20 protein-coding genes are annotated in these 18,096 nt (G+C 78.1%); 11 read left to right on the forward strand and 9 right to left on the reverse strand.

From position 1 onward, the window contains the following. Nucleotides 1-1,026 (reverse strand): bacteriorhodopsin, encoded by a 1,026-nt coding sequence (locus tag BMZ33_RS24355; protein WP_169063690.1) that lies wholly within the window; start codon nt 1,024-1,026, stop codon nt 1-3. 310 nt (nt 1,027-1,336) lie between these two features. On the opposite strand from BMZ33_RS24355, the gene BMZ33_RS00540 reads away from it, so the two are divergent. From BMZ33_RS00540 to BMZ33_RS00550, 3 genes are all read left to right on the forward strand, one after another. Further along, nucleotides 1,337-1,699, forward strand: coding sequence for a hypothetical protein (locus tag BMZ33_RS00540; protein WP_091106739.1), 363 nt, complete (start codon nt 1,337-1,339; stop codon nt 1,697-1,699). A gap of 526 nt (nt 1,700-2,225) precedes the next feature. Beyond that, nucleotides 2,226-3,314 (forward strand): zinc-dependent alcohol dehydrogenase, encoded by a 1,089-nt coding sequence (locus BMZ33_RS00545; RefSeq protein WP_169063691.1) that lies wholly within the window; start codon nt 2,226-2,228, stop codon nt 3,312-3,314. 147 nt (nt 3,315-3,461) lie between these two features. Beyond that, nucleotides 3,462-3,968 carry a hypothetical protein gene (locus BMZ33_RS00550; RefSeq protein WP_091106742.1) on the forward strand — a complete coding sequence of 169 codons (507 nt, stop codon included), beginning with the start codon at nt 3,462-3,464 and terminating at the stop codon, nt 3,966-3,968. Between the two features lie 46 nt (nt 3,969-4,014). Here BMZ33_RS00550 and BMZ33_RS00555 read toward each other — a convergent pair whose 3' ends face one another. Genes BMZ33_RS00555 through BMZ33_RS00565 form a run of 3 tightly spaced genes read right to left on the reverse strand, consistent with a single transcriptional unit; the run spans nt 4,015 to nt 7,879 of the window. Beyond that, nucleotides 4,015-4,815 carry a hypothetical protein gene (locus tag BMZ33_RS00555; RefSeq protein ID WP_091106744.1) on the reverse strand — a complete coding sequence of 267 codons (801 nt, stop codon included), beginning with the start codon at nt 4,813-4,815 and terminating at the stop codon, nt 4,015-4,017. Nucleotides 4,816-4,844: 29 nt separating this feature from the next. Continuing rightward, nucleotides 4,845-6,629 carry a glycosyltransferase gene (locus BMZ33_RS00560; RefSeq protein ID WP_091106746.1) on the reverse strand — a complete coding sequence of 595 codons (1,785 nt, stop codon included), beginning with the start codon at nt 6,627-6,629 and terminating at the stop codon, nt 4,845-4,847. Further along, entirely contained in the window at nt 6,626-7,879 is a 1,254-nt protein-coding gene (locus tag BMZ33_RS00565) for a glycosyltransferase (protein WP_091106749.1), read from the reverse strand. The genes BMZ33_RS00560 and BMZ33_RS00565 overlap by 4 nt, the downstream gene beginning before the upstream one ends. Nucleotides 7,880-7,961: 82 nt before the next feature. On the opposite strand from BMZ33_RS00565, the gene BMZ33_RS00570 reads away from it, so the two are divergent. The 3 genes from BMZ33_RS00570 to BMZ33_RS22895 are packed head-to-tail and all read left to right on the forward strand — an operon-like array spanning nt 7,962 to nt 10,242. Further along, a complete protein-coding gene (locus BMZ33_RS00570; protein ID WP_169063692.1) occupies nt 7,962-9,020 on the forward strand; it encodes a glycosyltransferase family 9 protein in 1,059 nt (352 codons plus the stop codon). Next, nucleotides 9,017-10,069: a glycosyltransferase gene (locus BMZ33_RS00575; RefSeq protein ID WP_091106754.1), complete on the forward strand. Its 1,053-nt coding sequence runs from the start codon at nt 9,017-9,019 to the stop codon at nt 10,067-10,069. Before BMZ33_RS00570 ends, BMZ33_RS00575 begins: the two co-directional genes overlap by 4 nt. Next, on the forward strand, nt 10,066-10,242 hold the full coding sequence (locus tag BMZ33_RS22895; RefSeq protein WP_169063693.1) for a hypothetical protein: 177 nt from the start codon (nt 10,066-10,068) through the stop codon (nt 10,240-10,242). The genes BMZ33_RS00575 and BMZ33_RS22895 overlap by 4 nt, the downstream gene beginning before the upstream one ends. 51 nt (nt 10,243-10,293) lie before the next feature. On the opposite strand, the gene BMZ33_RS00580 is transcribed toward BMZ33_RS22895, so the two are convergent. The 4 genes from BMZ33_RS00580 to BMZ33_RS00590 all read right to left on the reverse strand — a co-directional run bounded on the left by BMZ33_RS00580 (nt 10,294) and on the right by BMZ33_RS00590 (nt 12,421). Continuing rightward, complete coding sequence (locus BMZ33_RS00580; RefSeq protein WP_169063694.1) at nt 10,294-10,710, reverse strand: rhodanese-like domain-containing protein; 417 nt, start codon at nt 10,708-10,710, stop codon at nt 10,294-10,296. After that, on the reverse strand, nt 10,707-11,264 hold the full coding sequence (locus BMZ33_RS00585; RefSeq protein WP_169063695.1) for a cysteine dioxygenase: 558 nt from the start codon (nt 11,262-11,264) through the stop codon (nt 10,707-10,709). Before BMZ33_RS00585 ends, BMZ33_RS00580 begins: the two co-directional genes overlap by 4 nt. A gap of 56 nt (nt 11,265-11,320) precedes the next feature. Next, entirely contained in the window at nt 11,321-11,401 is an 81-nt protein-coding gene (locus BMZ33_RS24600) for a putative leader peptide (protein WP_425283680.1), read from the reverse strand. Nucleotides 11,402-11,509: 108 nt separating this feature from the next. Then, the gene (locus BMZ33_RS00590) at nt 11,510-12,421 is read right to left on the reverse strand and encodes a glycoside hydrolase family protein (protein ID WP_091106756.1); all 912 of its coding nucleotides are present in this window, start codon (nt 12,419-12,421) and stop codon (nt 11,510-11,512) included. A gap of 76 nt (nt 12,422-12,497) precedes the next feature. On the opposite strand from BMZ33_RS00590, the gene BMZ33_RS00595 reads away from it, so the two are divergent. After that, a complete protein-coding gene (locus BMZ33_RS00595; protein ID WP_091106757.1) occupies nt 12,498-13,475 on the forward strand; it encodes a sulfotransferase family protein in 978 nt (325 codons plus the stop codon). Nucleotides 13,476-13,587: 112 nt separating this feature from the next. Next, the gene (locus tag BMZ33_RS00600; protein ID WP_091106760.1) at nt 13,588-14,784 is read left to right on the forward strand and encodes an HNH endonuclease signature motif containing protein; all 1,197 of its coding nucleotides are present in this window, start codon (nt 13,588-13,590) and stop codon (nt 14,782-14,784) included. Nucleotides 14,785-14,824: 40 nt separating this feature from the next. Here the strand turns inward: BMZ33_RS00600 and BMZ33_RS00605 are convergent, their stop codons facing one another. Next, a complete protein-coding gene (locus BMZ33_RS00605; RefSeq protein ID WP_169063696.1) occupies nt 14,825-15,553 on the reverse strand; it encodes a hypothetical protein in 729 nt (242 codons plus the stop codon). Between the two features lie 181 nt (nt 15,554-15,734). Between BMZ33_RS00605 and BMZ33_RS00610 the strand changes: the two genes are divergently transcribed. The 3 genes from BMZ33_RS00610 to chrA are packed head-to-tail and all read left to right on the forward strand — an operon-like array spanning nt 15,735 to nt 18,046. Beyond that, entirely contained in the window at nt 15,735-16,229 is a 495-nt protein-coding gene (locus tag BMZ33_RS00610) for a Chromate resistance protein ChrB (RefSeq protein ID WP_169063697.1), read from the forward strand. After that, nucleotides 16,226-16,657 carry a chromate resistance protein ChrB domain-containing protein gene (locus BMZ33_RS00615; RefSeq protein WP_091106764.1) on the forward strand — a complete coding sequence of 144 codons (432 nt, stop codon included), beginning with the start codon at nt 16,226-16,228 and terminating at the stop codon, nt 16,655-16,657. Before BMZ33_RS00610 ends, BMZ33_RS00615 begins: the two co-directional genes overlap by 4 nt. A 15-nt stretch (nt 16,658-16,672) precedes the next feature. After that, nucleotides 16,673-18,046 (forward strand): chromate efflux transporter, encoded by a 1,374-nt coding sequence (gene chrA, locus BMZ33_RS00620; protein WP_091106766.1) that lies wholly within the window; start codon nt 16,673-16,675, stop codon nt 18,044-18,046. The last annotated feature ends 50 nt before the right edge of the window (nt 18,047-18,096 follow it).

Consider the following 18,096-nt stretch of genomic DNA (forward strand, 5'->3'; position numbering starts at 1 on the left):
TCAGGCCCGCTCGGACGCCGTCCGGGTGGCGCCGTGCCCGCGGTGGGAGTGCCCGCGGTGGGAGTGCTCGTCGTGGCGGTGGTCGTCGTAGTGGTCGTCGTCGTGGTGGTCGTCGTGCTCGTGGTGCTCCCCGCGGATGGCGGCCGCGGCCGCGGAGGAGACCCGGCCCAGTTCCGGGAGGACGCCGTCGCTCTGGTGCACGTGGCTGACCCACACCGGCTCGGGGTGGGTGTCCTCTCCGGCCCGGACGTCCTCGGCGGTCCGCAGCAGGGCCACCTTGTGGACGAGCAGGCCGAAGCCGACCTTGGCGATCACGTCGGCGGTGGAGTAGGCGACCTGCACCGTGGCCGCCCACGCCGGGGTCACGTCGGCGAACACGGGGATCGCGTAGACCAGCGGGTACACGCCGAAGCTGGACAGCAGAACGATGGTGGCGTTGCGCAGGCTGACCGCCGCCTCCGCGCCCATGTGCGGCAGCGAGGCGCGCACGGCACCGATCAGCGCGACGGCGAGGTAGACGAAGAACGCGGTGCTGACCAGGCCCCAGACGACCAGCGCCGTGCGGTCCCGTCCGTCGGCGACGACCTGCGCCCCGAAGTAGCCGGTGAGGATCATGAGGAAGGCCGCGGCCACCGTCGTGGCGCGCAGGTTGCGCGCCCGGCGGCCGGCCAGCGAGCAGACCGCGAGGAGCTCGACGGTGAGCAATGGGACGGTGACGGCCCAGTCGGGATAGCGCGTGGAGCCGGTGAAGCGCGCCTCGGCGTTGGGCTCGTACACGCCGTCGGTCAGCGTGAACCCGGTGTCCCACTTGACGAACAGCACGAGGTAGCTGACCGTCGCGACGGCCGCCAGGCACAGGCCGGCGTAGAGGGCCGGTCGGTAGCGCCGGCCGACCTCCTCCCTGCTGGCCCAGGTGTAGAGGAAGTAGGCGAACAGCGCGAACCCCGCCGCCATCAGCGCGAAGTGCACGAGGTCGTAGAGGCCCAGCGACATGGGCTGCAGCTCGGGCGTGGGGGTGTCGGCCACGTGCAGGGACCTCCGGGGGTCGGCGAGCGGGCCTGAGCTCGACCCCGGCGGGTGCGCTACCCGCCCGGTCCCGCGCCAACCCGTCGGGCCGTCCGGCTCAGCCGATCCGTGCGGGGTCGGCGCGTCCCCCGGCGGTCTGCGGGTAGGAGACGTGGGCCCGAGCAGCGGGCGCCGCACGACCGGCAGGAGCCGCCGTGGAGATCCTGGTGTCCCCGTACCCCGGACCCGGGGGTGGCGCCCCGCCCGAGCAGGACCACGCGGTCGTCCGCGGCGGCGGGACCGTGGGCGGTGCCCAGGCGGCGGTCCCCCGGTGAGTGCGCTCCTCCGGCAGCGGGCGGTGCGGTGCGCCGCCTCGGTGATGGGCGCGTCGGGGGTAGCGCTGCTGGCCCGGCCGCGGCAGGTCGTCGGGCTGGTGGCCCCGGACGAGGCCGAGCCGTGGCTCGCGGTCGTCCGGCTCCTCGGGGGTCGGCTGGTCGTCCAGCACGCGCTGGTGGCGCTCCGGCCCTCCCGGCGCCGGGTGGTCGGCGGGGTCGTCGTCGACGCGGTCCACGCGCTCAGCATGGTCCCGGCCGCCGCGCTGTGGCCCGGGCACCGGCGCCTGGCGACCGTGAGCGGGGCCGTGGGGGCGGTCTCCGCCGCCCTGGGCCTGGCCCTGGCCCCGCCCCGCCCCTGACCTGCGTGCACCCGCCGGCGTCCGGCGATCGGGGTCCGCGGCGGCCGGGTAGCCGCACGGTGCTGCCACCGGGCCGGCACGGTCCCGGCCGGGCGGCGGTGGACGGGCGCGGTGCGCTGGCGCCCGCGGACCTCGCGGCGGAGCCGGGTGTGCGGCCGCAGCGCTGCACGCGCCGGCCGCCGACCGGATCGGGAGCCGTGGGCCGTGGACGCCACACGGGCCGACCGCTGGGTGCCCTCGGCGACGGTCCCGCACCGCCCCCACGGCAGCGGGCCCGTCCTCCGGCCGGGAGGGCGGGCCCGCTGGTCCGGGGTGGCCGGCGTCGGTGCCGGCGGGCGCCGTCGGGCTCGTCGACCTCGTCCCTCGCGCCGAACGCCGTTGCCGCCGGCAACAGATGGCGCGCTACCCGGTCGCGCCCCACGCAAACCGGGCGGCCACCCGTCCGCGGTTGGCCTCCTGGCGGGAGGGGCAGGGACGCCCGGGTGGGCACGCGCACCGGGCCGGGCGACGGCGGGGCGGTGCGGCCGTGACCCGCCCGGTCCGCACCATCGGCGTCGTCGCGCCGGGCGAGCCGGCGCTGCTGGACGACACCGAGGCCGAGCCCGGTCCCGGCCAGGCGTGGGTGCGGACCGAGTACAGCGGCGTGAGCGCCGGCACCGAGGTGGCCCTGGTCCGCGGCACCGACCCGCACCACGCGCTGTCCTGGGACGCCGACCTGCGCTCGTTCACCCCGGACGGCCCCACCGCGGGCTACCCGGTGCGCCGCCTGGGTTACATGGAGGTCGGGCTGGTCACCGAGAGCCGCACCCCCCACCTCGCCGAGGGCACCCGGGTCGCGATGGCGTACGGGCACCGCACCGGCCGCTGCGCCGACCCGGCCGCCACCCCGGTGCTGCCGGTGCCCGGCGACCTCGACCCGCTGCTCGGCGTCTACCTCGCGCAGATGGGGCCGATCTGCGTCAACGGCCTGCTGCACGCCACCGCCCAGTTCGCCGGGCCCGGCGGCGGCGTGGGCGACGGCGTCCGCGACCGCCACGTGCTGGTCACCGGCGCCGGGGTCGTCGGGCTGCTGTCGGCGCTGCTCGCCGTCCGGCACGGGGCCGCCGACGTCGTCGTCGCCGAGTCCTCACCCGCGCGGCGCGCCGTCGCCGCGGCGCTCGGCCTGGACACCGTCGACGCCGGCGCGTGGTCCGAGGTCAAGCGGCGCTGGCGGCACGCTCCCGGCGACGCCGGCGCCGACCTGGTGCTGCAGTGCCGCGGACACGACACCGACCTGGCCACCGGGCTCAAGGCGCTGCGGCCGCAGGGCGTCGTCGTCGACCTGGGCTTCCACCAGACCGGCGCCGCGGCGGTCCGGCTCGGCGAGGAGTTCCACCACAACGGCCTGTCGGTCGTGTGCGCGCAGATCGGCCGGGTGCCGCGCGGCACGGCCGGCGAGTGGCCGCGCCGCGCGCTGGCCGACGTCACCCTCGACCTGCTCCGCGCGCGCGGCGACGACGTCCGCCGGCACCTGGTGACCGACGTCGTCGCCTTCGAGGACGGGCCGGCGCTGCTCGCCGACCTGGCCGCCCGCCGGCTGCCCGCCCCGCCGCTGCAGGCCGTGCTCCGGTTCTGACACAGGGCCCCTCCGGCGCGTCTCCGGCGCGTCTCCGGCGCGTCGTCGGTGTAGCGCGCACCTCCGGCTTGTCCGGTTCCGGTTCCGGGTGGACCCTGTCGCCATCCGCCGCGGGTCCCGCGGCGCGGCGCTCATGGGGAGGGCGTCATGTGGTGGTGGGCGGTGGTCGCCGTCGTCGGGTTCGCCGCCTCGACGGCGCTGGTGATCGTGCTGGCCCGCAGCGACACGGCCCGCTGGGAGCGGGACCACCGCGCGGTGCCGACGACGGTGCGGCAGCGGGAGGAGGCCAACCGCCGGCTGCGCGCCGCCGCGCTGCTGGCCCGCCGGCCACCCCCGTCCGGCCGGCTCGCCCAGCTGCACCTGCCGAGCCTGCACCTGCCCCACCCGCACGTGCCGCAGGTGCGCCTGCCGCGCCCGCACGTGCACCTGCCGCACCTGCACCTGCCGCACGTCCACCTGCCCGCGAGCGTGGTGGCGCGACTGCCGCACGTGCACCGGCGATCCGTTCCCTCCGAGCCCGTTCCCCCCGAGCCCGGTCCCGAGGCGCCGGAGGCCGGTCCCGAGGTGCCGGAGCCCGGTCCCGAGGCGCCGGAGGCCGGGACCCCGGCCGGGGTGCAGGAGCCCGACGAGCACCCGACCCGCACGCGGTCCTGACGCCCGCGCGGCGTCCCGCCGCCCTCAGGCCGCCCTCAGGCCGCCCTCAGGCCGTGGACGCCAGCGGCCAGAGCGGCAGCTCCTCCGCGGCGTCGGGGCGGGCCCGTCCCGGCCGGCGTGCGGCGCGGCGGGCCGCGCGCCGGGCCGCCTCCTGCCGCTCGGCGGTGCGCCGGGCGTGCGCCGCGCGGGCGTCCGCGAGGCCGGGTGCGGTGACCCCGTCGGCGGTGAGCGAGCAGGCGGCCAGGCGGACCCAGCGCACCGCGTCGCCGGCGTCGCGCACCCCGACGAGCAGGCCGCGGTCGTGGCGCCGCAGCGACAGGGCGGCACCGCGCACGCTCGCCTCGGTGGCCGCGGCGGCGTCGGCGTCGGGGCCGTAGAGCCAGGTGACCGACCGCGCGGCCCGGCGCGCCCGGTCGTCCCGCGCCCGCCACGCGGTGTCGGACAGCGGCGCGAGCCGGACCTCCAGCGCCGCGCCCAGCGCGTCGACGGCGACGTGCAGGCCGGGGTGCCCGCCGTCGTCGGGCACCGTGGCCACCCGCGGCCGGTGCCCCTGCGCGGTGAGCCACGACAGCAGGGCCGGCCGGTAGCGCAGGTGGTCGTAGGCGTGCCCGGCCGACGCGGCCCGCCGGAGGAGGGCGCAGGGCTCCTCGCCGGTGTGCCGGAACGTGGGCGGGGTGCCGTCGCCGACCACCAGCCGCCCGCCGCAGCCGCCGGCTGCCCGCGCGCACCAGAAGCCGCCGCGCGCCTGCGCGGCCAGCCGGCGCGCGCCGACGGCGTCCGCGGGCAGCTCGACCGCCGACGTGCCGTCCGGCCCGTCGGTGACCGCCCACCGCAGTGCGTCCGCCACGCGCTGACCGTAGGAGCGGGGTACGACAACTAGCGGGTCACGGAGCGGAAGAGGTCGACGAGCCGGTCGGCGTGGGCGTCGAAGACGTGCCGCTCGCGGGCGGCCATCGCCGCGGCGTGCCCCGACCGGGTCGCCAGCTCCTCGTGCAGCGCCGCGGCCACGTCGTCGGCGGAGCGGTAGAACAACCCCGTCCCGTCCGCGCGCAGCACCCGCTCCACCGACACCAGCGAGCCCGGGTTGGCCTGCTGCAGCAGCGGCAGCCCGGCGGCCAGGAGCACCGGCAGCCGGGCGGGGGAGTTGAGGTCGTCCCAGCCGGCCCGCCGCAGGTCGCCGCCGTTGGTCGAGTCGAAGCGGTGCAGCCAGCCGGCGTCGTACCGCGACAGCTCGCGCACCCAGTCCTCCGGCCCGACGGCGCGGTGCACGTGCACGGACCCCGGCGCGCGCGCCAGCGCGTCGTCCAGCCAGCCGGTCCACGAGCCCGTGGGCCCCGGCGCGCGCACCTGCCCGTAGAGGTGGGTGTGCACGCCGCGGCCGGCCAGCTCCAGCACCCAGTCGAGGTCCAGGCCCGAGGGCCGGCCGACGACGGCGGCGTGCGGCTGCCCGTCGGCGTCGGACAGCCGGGGCGAGCGCGGCGCGTCGAGCCAGTCGCGCTTGGGCAGGTCGCCGTCGAGCACGCCGAGCCGCGCGGGGTCGACCCGGCCCGACAGCGCGAGGGCGAACCAGTCGCGCTCCTCCTCGGTGGCCAGCAGCACGGCGTCCGCGCCGCACACCAGGTCGGCCAGCAGCGGCCACTCCCCGCGGACGACGCTGCGCTGCGGGGCCTCCTTGAAGTGCCAGACGAACGGCAGGTCGGGGAACGCCGACCGGACGGCGTGCGCGAACGGCACCGCCCGCCAGTTGAGCTGCGCCCACACCACGTCGGGGGCGAGCGCGGCCACCTCGTCGCGCCAGCGGTCGCGGTCGAGGTCGGGCACGTGCCCGAAGGGCAGCGGCCCGACGGTGGCGTCGCCGAGGGCCTGGTCGGTCCACAGCCCGGTGAGGGAGTGCCCGCGCTCGGCCAGCGCCAGCACCCGCTCCGGGTTGAACGCCAGCTCCCCGACGACGAGCACCCGCAGCCCGTCCGGCGACGGCGGGTACGCGCGCCCGCGGAACCGCGCGTAGCGGGCGACCTCGTCGGTCCGCGCGCCGTCGGTGGAGGCGAAGCGCAGCGGCCCGGCCACCCGGTAGCGGGTGCGGAAGACGTTCAGCCCGCCGTCGGAGGACTCGCGGATCGCCCGCGACCGCTGGCCGGGGTGCCGGGTCCAGGCGCAGGTGACCCGGCCGGTGCCGGTCGTCGCCCCGCGGGCGGCGACCCGGGCCCACATCAGCCGGTCGAGGTCGTCGGTCTCCAGCTCGGCCCGCTCCGTCCAGCGGTCGGCGGTGCGCCGGTGGGCCACCTGCACCAGCTGCGCGTAGGGGGTGTCGGCGGGCTCGGCGAGCTCGGCGCGGGCCAGCACCGCCCCGCCGTCCAGGGCGGCGAGCAGGGTGGCCAGGTGGGCGGGGAACCAGACGTCGTCGGCCGGCAGGTAGGCCACCACCGGCGCGGTCGTCTCCTCCAGCGCCCGGTTGAGCGCCGCGCCGAGCCCGCGGTTGTCGTCGGTGCGCACCAGCCGCAGCCGCGGGTCGGCGGGGGCGGCGACCGGCTCGCGCGACCCGTCGTCGACGACCACCGCCTCCCAGCCGGTCTCCTCCTGGGCGAGCAGCGACTCCAGCGCGCGCGGCAGGAAGGCCGCCTGGTCGTGCACCGGCACCAGGACGGCGACCCGAGCCGTCACGCAGCCGCCTGCTCCACCGCCGGGACGCCGAGCACCCGGTCGTAGACGTCGGCCACCCGTGCGGCCAGCGCCGGCCAGGAGTAGTGGACCGCCCGTGCCCGCGCCCCGGCGGCCAGCCGCGCGCGCAGCGCCGGGTCGCCGGCCACCTCGTCCAGCGCCGCGGCCAGCGCGTCGGCGTCGCCGGGGGGCACCAGCAGGCCGGTGTCACCGTGCCGCACCACCTCGGGGATGCCGCCGACGCGGCTGGCGACCACCGGCAGGCCCGCGGCCATCGCCTCGGTGAGCACCGAGCCCATCTCCTCGTAGGCCGAGGGCAGCACGAGCACGTCGAGGGAGCCCAGCACCGCCGGCACCCGCGCGTGCTCGACGAAGCCGGCCAGGGTGATCCGGCCGGCCGCCGGGCTCGTGGCCGCCAGCCGGTGCACCAGCGCCCGGTCGGGACCGTCGCCGACGACGACCAGGGCGGCCTCCTCCCGCATCCGGCCGAACGCCTCGACCAGCGTGCCGGGGCTCTTCTGCGGCGCGAGCCGGCCGACGTAGCCGATCCGCGGCCGCGCCACCCCGGGGAAGACGTCGGCGGGGGAGCCGGCGAACAGCGCGGGGTCGAAGCCGGAGGGGATGGTCGAGACCCGGTCGGCCGGCACGCCGTCGTCCCGCACGGCCGCCGCGGTGCGGGTGGTGAGGACGACGACCGCGTCGGCCCGCCGCAGCGCGCCGCGCTCGACCCAGCCGCCCAGCGCCCGCAGCAGCCGCACCCGCGGGCCCCGGCCGGTGAGCGTGTGCCCGACGCTGCAGTGCAGCGTGACCACGAGCGGGCAGCGGTGCACCCGGGCGGCCAGCCGGCCCAGCAGCAGCGTCGCGAGGTCCTCGCCCTGGTGGGCGTGCACGACGTCGACCGGTGCCTGCCGCCCGGCGCGCAGCACCGCGGACAGCCCGGCGAGAGCCCACAGCTGGCGCAGCCGCGGCAGCGGCAGCCCGGTCCGGTGCACCCGGGCGGCGCGGCCGAGCGGCGTCGTCCCCCGGGGGCCGGCCAGCCGTGCGGTCACCACGGTCTGCCGCACGCCCTGGGAGTCGAGGCAGCGGGTGAGCGTGGCCGTGTGGTTCTGCATGCCGCCGATGGGGTCGAACCGCGCCGCCCGGGAGTCGAGCTCCCCCGGGAGGGCTCCCGGGCCCGCGCGCCGCCGGGCCTCCGGCGGTTCGAACACGCTGCACAGGCGCAGCACGTGCAGGTCGGCGGCGGGGCGGGGCACGCGGGGACCTCCGGCTTCTCGGGGGCAGGACTCGTAGTGCACCACGGGTTAGTCCACGACACAGCCCGGGAAGGGGTCGCTGGTGACCCCGCCGCTCGCCGACCCCGCCGTCCGCCGTGTGGCCCTCGTGCGGCTGCGGGTGGGGCTGGGTGACCTGCTGTGCACCGTGCCGGCGCTGCGGCGGCTGCACGCGGCCCGGCCCGACGTCGAGGTCACGCTGGTGACCTTCGGCCGCATGGCGCCGGTGGTGGCGCGGCTCGGCGTCCCCGTGGCGCTGCTGTCCTTCCCCGGCGCGCCGGGCGTCCCCGACGGCCCGGTCGACGCCCCGGGCTGGACGCCGTTCACCGCCGCGGCCCGGGCCCGCGGGTTCGACCTGGCGCTGCAGGCCTACGGCGACCGGCCGGCCGCCAACCGGGTCACCGCCGCACTCGGCGCCCGGCGCACCGGCGGGTTCGCGCCCACCGGCTGGGACCCGCCGGCCGGCACGGAGGCGCTGCACCTGCGCTACCCGCTGCACCTGCACGAGGCCGACCGGCACGTCGCGCTGCTCGAGCACCTCGGCCTGCCGCCGGGCGGCGAGGCGGTCATGGGGTTCCCCCTCACCGCCGACGACGAGGCCGAGCACGCCGCCACCCTCGCCGCGCACGGTCTCGAGCGGGGCCGCTACGCCGTGCTGCACCCCGGGGCGTCGGCACCCACCCGCCGCTGGCCGGTCGGCCGCTACGCCGCGGTGGGGGACGCGCTGGCCGCCGAGGGGCTCGCCGTCGTCGTCACGGGGGTGTCCTCCGAGCGGGACGTCTCGGGGCGGGTGGTCGCGGCGATGCGCGCCCCGGCCGTGGACCTCACCGGCGCGACCGGCCTGGGCGGGCTGGCCGCCCTCCTGCGCGACAGCGCGGTGCTGGTGGGCAACGACACCGGCTCGGCGCACCTGGCCGCCGCCGTCGGCGCCCGCAGCGTCACCGTCTTCCTGCCCGGCGACCCGGTGCGGTGGGCGCACCCGGGCCCGCGGCACCGGGCGCTGACGCCGACGGTCGCCTGCGCGCCCTGCCCGCACCTGGCCTGCCCCATCGAGTTCCGGTGCGCGCTGACCGTCGAGCCGGCCGCGGTGGCCGGCGCCGCCCTCGACCTGGCCGCCTCGTGAGGGTCTCCTTCGTCGCCGACTCCGACGCGTGGGGCGGGGCGGAGGTGTGGCTGACCCACCACCTGCGCCGCGCGGCCGCCTCCAGCGCGACGGCGTCCGTGGTGTGCGCCGAGCCCGTGGCGCCCGGGTTCGCGCACCTCGACGTCGACCGCGCCGTCGTCCCGCTGACCCGGCACACCGCCACGGCACCGGCGACCCGCGAGGCGCTGACCGCGCAGCGCCCCGACGTCGTGGTGGTCAACCTCGTCGACCCCGCCTCCAACGCCGCCGCCGTCGACGCCGCGCTGGAGGTCGCGCCCACCGCGGGCGTGCTGCACCTGGTGGGCGACACCCGCACCGGCGGGCAGCGGTCCGTGCTGGCCGCGCGGTACCGGCGGCTGGCGGCGCTGGTCGGCACGTCGACGGCGGCCCGCGCCCAGGTGGTGACCGACCTCGGCGTCGACCCGGCGCGGGCGCACGTCGTCCCCAACGGGGTCGACGTCCCGCCCGACCCCGCCGGCCCGGCCGGCCGCGCGGTGCCGCGGGTCGGGGCGTTCGGCCGGCTGACCGCGCAGAAGGGCTTCGACGTCCTGCTGGCGGCGCTGCGCCGGCTCGACGTGCCGTTCGACGCCGTCCTCGGTGGGGCCGGCCGCGACGGCGAGGCCCTGCGCGCCGCCGCGGCGGGCCTGCCGGTCACCTTCCCCGGCTGGGTCGGCGACGTGCGCGGCTTCCTCGCCGGGCTGGACCTGTTCGTGGTCTCGTCGCGGGTCGAGGCGCTGCCGCTGGTGCTGCTGGAGGCGATGGCCGAGGGCCTGCCCTGCGTGAGCACCGACGTCGGCGACGTGCGGGCGGCGGTGGGGGAGGACGCCGTCGTCGTCCCGGTCGAGGACGCCGCCGCGCTGGCCGCGGCGCTGCGCGGGCTGCTCCTCGACCCCGCCGCCCGCACCGCCCTCGGCGCCCGCGCGCGGGCGCGGGCCGAGCGCGACCTCGGCGCCGACCGGATGGCGGCGCGGACCTATCGCGTGCTCTCCGGCGTGGCGGGCGGGGGACCGGGTACCGGCGCCCCATGAGCAAGAACAACGACGCCGACGCACAGCGCGCCGCCGCCCGCGAGGCCAAGAAGCAGGGGATGTCGCCGAGCGAGGCCGGGGTGACCACCGGGGCCGCCAAGCAGACGAACCACGTCCGCTCGGGCGACGACCGGCACGAGCACTCCAGCGCGCAGGGCAAGAGCAAGAGCTGAGGTGCGGGGACGGCGGCGGCCTCCGTCGCGCGCCGCCGTCCCCGGACCGGTCTAGGTGGTGCCGCCGGTGACGGGCAGCCCGTCGGCCACCCAGGCGCGGTGCCCGCCGATGACGTCGCTGGCCCTCGCCAGGCCCAGCGAGCGCAGCGCGTCGGCGGCCAGGCTGGAGGTGTAGCCCTCCTGGCACAGCACGACGACGTCGACGTCGTAGCCGGTGGCCTGCGGCAGGCGGGCGTCGCTCTCCGGGTCGAACCGCCACTCGAGGTGGTTGCGCTCGACGACGACCGCGCCGGGCACCTCGCCGTCGGCCTCCCGCTGCCACTGCGGCCGGATGTCGACGAGCACCGCACCCTCGGCCACCCGCCGCGCGGCCTCCGCCGGGGTCACCCGCGTGATCCGCCCGCGGGCCTCCGCCAGCAGCTGGTCGACGCTCTTGGCGCCCGGCGGGCGCGGTCCCGGTCCGCTCACCAGTCGAAACCGGCCTGCTCGGTGCCGGTGGACAGCAGGGTGCCCGCCTCGAGGCGGTAGGCGGTCATCTGCGTCAGCCGGGGGCGGTAGACGTGCACGCTCACGGCGGGCAGCGTCCCGCGGTTGGTCACCCGGTGCACGTGGTGCGGGCCGAACGGGCGCACCCGCCCGGCCCACAGCTCCGTGGCCGCCTCGCGGACGGCGCCCGGGCGGCCGCCGACGACGTCCTCGGTGACCACCCCGCCGACGACGGCGAAGGCGCCGGCCGAGCCCCCGTGGTCGTGCAGCGGCGTGCCCTGGCCGGGCAGCCAGGTGAGCAGCCACACCTGGGCGGCGGCGAGGTCGGCGTGCAGGGACGGGTCGAGCAGGTCGGCGGCGTCGCCAGCGGGCAGCAGGCCGGTCCAGCGGCTGGACTCGCGGTACTCGACGCGGGGCAGCAGCGCGTCGGAGACGGCGAGCAGGGCGGCGGCCAGGGCGGTGACCGAGGTGGCGCGGGCGGTGTCGCGGGCGGTGGCGCGGGAGGTGTCGCGGGCAGGGGACAGCAGCGAGGTCACGGGGGTTCTCCTGAGCAGGGCGCGCCGCGGTGGGCGCGAGGGGTGGAGGGCGGCGCTCAGGCGGCCGGACACAGCGCGCTGGCCACCCGCAGCAGGTCCACGGCGGACCGGCGGGTGAGCGTCAGGGCGGGTGCCACGCACCCATGTGACTCCGGGGCGGCATAGTGTGTCAAGTCGACCGGATTGGTGCGGTTTCCTCGGCGAGGGGGAGTGCGGTGCGTCGCGGCTGCCCGTTCCCGGACCGGTCAGGCGGGGAGGACGACGGTGCGCAGCTCGTGGGCGCCGTCGGCGCGGGTGGCCTCGTAGAACCACCGCGCCCTCCCGCCCGGCAGCGCCACGACGTCGGCGTAGCGCAGCCCGTGCGGGGCGTGCGGGCTCTGCAGGTACGGGCCGCCGGCCGCGGCGCGGAAGCCGCCCTCGCCGTCGTGCTCCGCCAGCCCGGTGCGCTCCTCCCAGTTCTCCGCCGCGGTGGCCCGGCCGTCGTAGAGCGCCCAGGTGCGCGAGCCGTCGAGGACGACCGCGCTGAACCGCACCCCGCGGGCGTCCCAGCTGCCGGGCGTGCCGGCCAGCGCGGTGCCGCGCCAGGTCCAGTCGACGCCGTCGGGGCTGGTGGCGTGCTCGGTGGTCATCCGGTCGGTGGCGTCGGGGTCGTCGAGCGGGTGCACCGACGCCCACAGGTGCCACCGGTCGCCGTCCCAGCGGACCACCGGGTCCTTGGGTGCCTCGGTGGCGCTGCCGGGCAGCACGGTGCGCGCCTCCGCGGTGGCCAGCCCCTCGACGGTGGCGGCCTCCAGCAGGTCGACCCGCCAGTGCCTCGTGCCCGGCGTCGCGCAGCTGACGTAGAGCCGCCAGCGGCCCTCGGGCGTGTGCACCAGGGCGGGGCGCTCGAGCGACTCGGCGCCGAAGCGCTCCTTGCCGACGGCGACGACCGGCTCGAAGTGCAGGCCGTCGTCCGAGCGGGCCACCACGTTGCCGAAGCCGCGGCCCTCGCCGACCGGGCGGCGCAGCCGGTAGGCCAGCCACCACGTGCCGTCGACCAGCTGTGCCGAGGGGCCGCCGGCCCACGAGCCCGGGCGCGGATCCTCTGGCTCGACGACGACCTCGGCGTCGGCCCAGAACCGGTCGGGCGACGGCGGGCGGGGCGCTGGCGAGGTCACGCGGGGGCTCCGATCTGGTGCTCGGGCGGGGAGCCCCGTGTGTACACCCCGGACCACCCGGGACGAGGAGGGACCGATGAGCGACGACGCCGACCGGCTGCCGCAGTTCGTCATCGCCGGCGCACCGAAGGCCGGGACGACGGCGCTGCACGCGGCCCTGGCCACCCACCCGGGCCTGTACCTCTCGCCGGTCAAGGAGCCGAAGTACTACCTGACCGGCGGCCGCCCGCCGCCGCGCAGCCGCCAGCGCGGGCCGGGCGACGCGCACAGCGCGCGGGAGTGGGTGTGGCGCCGCGCGGACTACCTGCGGCTGTTCGACGGCGCCCCGCCCGGGACGGTGCGCGGGGAGAGCACGCCGTTCTACCTGCACGACCGGGCGGCGCAGCGGCGGCTGGTCGCCGACGTCCCCGGCGTGCGCGTCATCGCGGTCGTGCGGGACCCGGTGGACCGGGCGTGGTCGAACTGGGTGCACCTGCGCGCCGACGGGCTCGAGCCCGAGGCCGACTTCGCGCGGGCCGTGGAGCGGGAGGAGTCGCGGGTCGCCGCCGGCTGGGCGCCGTTCTGGCACTACCGCGGGCTGGGCCGCTACGGCGAGCAGTTGCGCGACCTGTACGCGCTGCTGCCGCGGTCGCAGGTGCTCCTGCTGCGCTACCGGCAGCTGGTGGACACCCCGCGGGAGACACTCGACCGGGTGAGCGACTTCCTGGGCGTCGAGCCGGGGGTGGCGCACACCGTCGCGCCGGAGAACGTGAAGCCGTTCGTCGCCGACACGCCCCGCTACCGGGCGCTGGCCCGGGTCACCCGCGCCGGCGCGGCCCTCGGCGCCTACGCCCCGCCGCGGGTGTGGCGGCAGGTGTCGCGGCCGCTGCTGGCGGCGCTGCACGCCGGTCGCGTGCCGCGGCCGCCGGTGCCGGTCGACGTGCGCCGCGCCGTCCTGGCTCCGCTGCTGCCCGACGTCGCCCTGCTCGAGGAGCTCACGGGGGAGTCCTTCGACGACTGGCGCCGCGACACCGGCCGCGGCGACTTCCGCTCCCGCCGCCCGACGTCTGCGTGACGCGGCCGGCCTGCGGGTAGCCGCCGTCAAGCCATCTGCCGGATTCGTGGACACCGGCTCTGACCTGCGGATACAGGTCGCCCGACGACGCCGTGTGCGATAGTGTCCGTACATGTGTTCGAGCAGTGCGGTGTCCTCACCGGCTGGGCTGTCCGACGGCGAACTGCTCGACGAGATCGCCGTCGCTGTCGCCGCCCGCAACCGGGAGGACGCCCGCCTGACCCGGCTGGTGCGGGCGGCAGAGCACCGGCAGGCCGCCGAGCACGACGGGCTGAAGTCGATGCGCCCCTGGTTGCGCGGGCACTGCCGGCTCTCCGCCGCGGCGGCCGCGCGGGTGGTGGGGAACGGGCGGGTGCTCGACCACCTGCCCGCGCTGGCCGAGGCGCACGACGCCGGCTGGGTCTCAGCCGAGCAGGTTGCCGTAGCGGCGACCGCGCTCATCCCCGAGCGGCTGGTGGCCGCGGCCGAGCGCGGCGTGGACCTCATCGAGGTCGATGCGGTGCTGACCGGGCTGGCCCTCGAGCAGCCGTATGCCGACTTCGTCGCCGCGGTGCGGCACTACCTCACCCGGCTCGATCCCGACGGTCCCGAGCTCGACCCCACCGAGGGCCGCCGGCTGATGCTGGCCAGGCACGCCGACGGGTCGCTGTCGCTGCGCGGGGAGCTCGACGCCGTCGGTGGGGAGAAGCTGCAGGCGGCGCTGGAGTCCTTCGTGCAGGCGAACCGGCCCGCCGGGGACGACCGCACACGGGCCCAGCGCCTCGGCGACGCGCTGGTGCAGCTGTGCGACACCGCCCTCGCCGCCGGGTCGCTGCCGGTGCTGCGCACCGTCAAGCCGCACGTCGCCGTCGTGATCGACCTCGAGGACCTGGCCGACCCCGCCACCGGCCGCGAGGCCGGGCGGATGGGCTTCGGCGCGGTCATCTCCGCGGCCCGCGCCCGCTGGATCGCCTGCGACGGCACCATCAGCCGCGTGGTGTTCGGCCCCGACGGGGCACCGCTGGACCTCGGGCGCGAGCAGCGCCTGGCCGACCGCCACCTGCGCCGGGCCGTCGAGCTGCGCGACGGGGGCTGCGTGTTCACCGGCTGCGCCGCCCCCACCTGGTGGGCGGAGGTCCACCACCTCGTGCACTGGCTCGACGGCGGCGAGACCAACCTGGCGAACTCGGCGCTGCTGTGCGAGCGGCACCACACCAAGGTCCACCACGGCTTCCGCGTCGAACGACAACCCGACGGCCGCTGGCGCACCTGGCGACCCGACGGCACCGAGATCGGCGTCCCCGAACCCCTGCTCCCTCGCGCCGCCTGACCGATCCCGGGCCCGGGACCGCGGGGCGAGAGCCCTGCCCTCAGGGCGCAGTCGCGTCCAGCACGCCGAGCACCCGCTCGTGGTCGGCCGTCGCAGCGCGGAGGTAGGCGGTGCGGTCTGCGCGCTCCTGGCCGAGGGCGAGGCGGTCCGACGCGACCAGCCGGAACAGGGCCGCCCGGGCCAGCAGGGACGTCCGGTCCTCGTCGCCCGGGAGCTCCTCCACCAGTCGAGCCGGCGCCCCGTGCCAGAGCAGCGCGTCGACCACCACGACGGCCAGGCAGAACCGCGCCGGACGCCAGTACGGCGTCACGTCGATGACCGCCGGCGCCAGCCCGGGGGCGAAGAGGACGTTGCCCGTCAGGTCTCCGTCGACGACCTGGTTCGGGGCGTCGTCGGGCCGGACGTGGCCCAGCAGGCGGTCGGCGAGCGCCCGCAGCGGTGCGTGGTGCACCTCGGCGGGCTCCTCGCCCCAGGCGACCCGGTCGCCGATCGACCAGGCGTGGGTGCGGGCGTCGAGGAAGCCGGGTCGCGGCAGGTGCCGCAGGGCCGCGCCGAGCCGCTCGCCCATCCGCAGCACCTCGGGCCACCGCCGCGCCGACGTGTCGTGCACCCCGCTCAGGTGCCCCCAGGCCGACCAGCCGCCGACCAGCCACGTCCCCGCCGCCGAGCGGACGGGGCGCTCGACCCGGAAGCCGTCCTCGTGCAGGCCCGACAGGACGTCGGCCAGCCACGCCGCCTCGACCGCGTCCTCCACCGGCTTCAGCACCACGTCGCCCACTGCCCACGCGCGGCCCTCGCCACCGCTGAGGGGCCGCGCGACCGCCCCGGCCGCTCCGAAGGCCGCCAGGACCGGGCCGGGTGGAGGGGACTTCGGGTGCACGCGCGCCCCGGTACCCGCGACCGCCCCCGCGCACTGGACGACACCCTGCAACCGTGGTTGCATCTGCGCCGTGACGGCGACGGGGGAGTGGGTGCTGCTGTCCTACCGGCTCCCGCGGGAGCCCTCGGGCCCGCGGACGACGCTGTGGCGGCGGCTGCGCCGGCTCGGCGTCGCCCAGCTCGCCGACGGCGTCGTGGCGCTCCCCGCCGACGCCCGCACCCGCGAGTCGCTGGAGTGGCTGGCCGACGACGTCCTCGCCGCCGGGGGCACCGCCGGCATCTGGACCGCCCGCCCGGCCACCGCCGCCCAGGAGCGCGAGCTCGCCGCCGGGATGGCCGCGGCCCGCGCGGAGGAGTACCAGGAGCTGGCCGGGCAGGCGGCCGCCGCACTCCGGGCGCCCGAGCCCGAGCGGACCCGGACGCTGCGCCGGTTGCGCGGCGAGTGGCGGGCCATCGGCCGCCGTGACTTCTTCCCGCCGGCCGAGAAGGACGCCGCGGCCGCCGCGCTCCGCACCCTGGCCGAGGCCGTCGCCCCGACCGGCGACCAGGTGGGGAGCGCCCGGTGAGGTGGGCGACCCGGGCCGGGATCCACGTCGACCGCGCCGCCTGCGCCTGGCTCATCCGCCGGTTCGTCGACCCCGGCGCCGACTTCGTCTTCGTCTCCGACCCCGCCGACGTCCCGGCCGACGCCACGCCGTTCGACATGCGCGGCGCAGCGCTGGGCCACGTGGGCGGCGACTGCTCCTTCGAGGCGGTGCTGCGCGTGCACGGCCTCGACGACCCCGTGCTGTGGCGGATGGGCGAGATCGTCCACGAGGCCGACCTCGACGACGGCCGCTTCGACGCCCCTGAGGCGCCCGGCCTCGACGTCCTGCTGCGCGGCCTGTCGATGACCGGCGACGACGAGCGCACGCTCGCCGTCTCCGGCCCGCTGTTCGACGGCCTCTACGAGTTCACCCGCCGCCGCCTGCTGCTCGGCCGCGAGCCGGCCTGACCCCGACGGAGACCCGTGACCCCCGAACCGACCGCCACCCCGGCGCCCGCCACCGCGGTGCCGCCGTTCCGCACCGCCGTCCGCGCCTGGTTCCTCGTCTCGCTGCAGACCTTCGGCGGCCCGGCCGGGCAGATCGCGGTCATGCAGCGGGAGCTGGTCGACGAGCGCCGCTGGATCGGCCAGCGCCGGTTCCTGCACGCGATGAACTACTGCATGCTGCTGCCCGGCCCCGAGGCCCAGCAGCTGGCCACCTACGTCGGCTGGCTGCTGCACGGCACCCGCGGCGGCCTGGTCGCGGGTGGGCTCTTCGTCCTCCCGGGCGTGCTCGCCCTGCTGGCGCTCTCCGCGGTGTACGTCGCCTTCGGCAGCACGGTGGCGGTCACCGCGCTGTTCGCCGGCCTCGCACCGGCGGTGGTCGCGATCGTCGCCCAGGCCGTGCAGCGCGTGGCCAGGCGGGCGCTCACCGGCCGGGCGCTGGTCGCCATCGCCGTCGCCGCCTTCCTCGCCCTGGCGCTGTTCGCCGTCCCGTTCCCGGTCGTCGTGCTGGTGGCGGGCCTGGCCGGGTGGCTGCTCGGCCGCCGCCGGCCCGCGGCCGTCGCGCACGCCGCGCCGGCCGACGACGGCCCGCCACCGGTCATCGCCGACGACGCCCTGCACGCCGAGCGCCCCACCGCCCGCCGCACCCTCACCGTGCTCGCCGTCGGGCTGCTCGCCTGGGGCGTGCCGGTCGCCGCGGTCGCGCTGCTCACCGGGACGGGGAGCACCCTCACCCAGCAGGGGCTGTTCTTCTCCGGCGCCGCGGTGGTCACCTTCGGCGGCGCCTACGCGGTGCTGGCCTACGTCGCGCAGGCCGCCGTCACCACCTACGGCTGGCTGGCGCCCGGCGAGATGGTCCGCGGGCTCGCGCTGGCCGAGACGACGCCCGGCCCGTTGATCATGGTGGTGCAGTTCGTCGCCTTCCTCGGCGCCTTCCGCGCCCCCGGGGGGCTCGACCCGTGGACCGCGGCGGTCGTGGCCTCGCTGCTGGTCACCTGGGTGACGTTCGTGCCGAGCTTCCTGTTCGTGCTGCTCGGCGCTCCCTACATCGAGCGGCTGCGCGGCAACCGGTCGCTGTCGTCGGCCCTGACCGGCATCACCGCGGCGGTGGTCGGCGTCATCGCCAGCCTGGGCCTGTACTTCGCCGTCCACACGCTGTTCTCCGACACCGTCACGGCCGGGCCGCTGGCGCTGGAGCTGCCCGACCCCACCGGCGTGCGGCCGGTCGCGGTGGCCATCGCCGCGGTCGCCGCCGTCCTGCTGTTCCGGCTGCGCTGGTCGGTGCTGCGCACCCTCGGGCTGTGCGCCGCCCTCGGCCTGGCGGCCGGGCTGGCGGGCCTGCCGGTCGGCTGAGCCGCCGTGGGTGACCCGCCCGCAGCCGGGTAGGGCTCCCTCCCGGAGAG

Origin of the sequence: Geodermatophilus dictyosporus (assembly GCF_900115505.1) — a bacterium.
In the GTDB taxonomy this organism is placed as follows: domain Bacteria; phylum Actinomycetota; class Actinomycetes; order Mycobacteriales; family Geodermatophilaceae; genus Geodermatophilus; species Geodermatophilus dictyosporus.

What these genes read in the sequence shown, in the direction of transcription:
- BMZ33_RS00550 (WP_091106742.1), top strand. Translation starts at nt 3,462, where the DNA reads ATGTGGTGGTGGGCGGTGGTCGCCGTCGTCGGGTTCGCCGCCTCGACG.
- BMZ33_RS22895 (WP_169063693.1), top strand. Translation starts at nt 10,066, where the DNA reads ATGAGCAAGAACAACGACGCCGACGCACAGCGCGCCGCCGCCCGCGAG.
- BMZ33_RS00595 (WP_091106757.1), top strand. Translation starts at nt 12,498, where the DNA reads ATGAGCGACGACGCCGACCGGCTGCCGCAGTTCGTCATCGCCGGCGCA.
- BMZ33_RS00600 (WP_091106760.1), top strand. Translation starts at nt 13,588, where the DNA reads ATGTGTTCGAGCAGTGCGGTGTCCTCACCGGCTGGGCTGTCCGACGGC.